The 623-nt window shown below is 64.7% G+C and carries 2 protein-coding genes; both read right to left on the reverse strand.

The window, feature by feature from the left end; genetic code table 11:
* Positions 1 to 145: 145 nt before the first annotated feature.
* Positions 146 to 295: a hypothetical protein gene (locus A6A04_RS22105; protein ID WP_008615049.1), complete on the reverse strand. Its 150-nt coding sequence runs from the start codon at positions 293 to 295 to the stop codon at positions 146 to 148.
* Between the two features lie 22 nt (positions 296 to 317).
* Positions 318 to 491 carry a hypothetical protein gene (locus A6A04_RS22110; protein WP_156612421.1) on the reverse strand — a complete coding sequence of 58 codons (174 nt, stop codon included), beginning with the start codon at positions 489 to 491 and terminating at the stop codon, positions 318 to 320.
* Positions 492 to 623: the final 132 nt, after the last annotated feature.

Genomic DNA, 623 nt, shown 5'->3' on the forward strand with positions numbered 1-623 from the left:
GCCTCGGTGGCGTTCCGCCGCGCCTGGAAGCTGCCGCTGGTCGGATATATCGCCGACCGTATCTGAGACTGCTGAACGGATCTGCCGCGCCGAGATGACTCCATGGGGTCATCTCGGCGTTGGCGTTATTGTGGGGCGTTTCTGGTCACATACGGCGCCACCAATCGAGGGTGCCGCGCAGCAAGGCGGGGCCGCTATCGACAATTTCGATGATGCCCATGGCCATTGCGGCCAGCCCCAGCAGAATGCCTATCTTCAGCCAGCCGTTCCGAGGCAGTTGATCGCGAGAGATCATTGCCGCATCCCCATGGCGGGGGTCAGCCACAATCGGTGCGGCCGCCGTTTCGCTTGGCGCCGCAACTGCATCCACCGCCACATGACGCCCCGTCGGACGGCCGCCACATCCGCCACAGATGGCGGATGACCACGAAGGCCGCCCCCGCTCCCACGACGGTGATGGCGCCCAAATCCCAGAGTGATCCCCAAGCCATGGCGCAACGCTTCTTTCATCAGGAGGTGGCAGAGCAACTCCGCCACCCGAACAAGCCTACAAGAATGTCCCGCCGATCCGGCTGGCGGCCAGGGCCAGCAGCCAGGCGAAGGTCAGGGAATAGGCCACCGAG

Origin of the sequence: Paramagnetospirillum marisnigri (assembly GCF_001650715.1) — a bacterium.
GTDB classification, from domain to species: domain Bacteria; phylum Pseudomonadota; class Alphaproteobacteria; order Rhodospirillales; family Magnetospirillaceae; genus Phaeospirillum; species Phaeospirillum marisnigri.

What these genes read in the sequence shown, in the direction of transcription:
- A6A04_RS22105 (WP_008615049.1), bottom strand. Translation starts at nt 295, where the DNA reads ATGATCTCTCGCGATCAACTGCCTCGGAACGGCTGGCTGAAGATAGGC.
- A6A04_RS22110 (WP_156612421.1), bottom strand. Translation starts at nt 491, where the DNA reads ATGGCTTGGGGATCACTCTGGGATTTGGGCGCCATCACCGTCGTGGGA.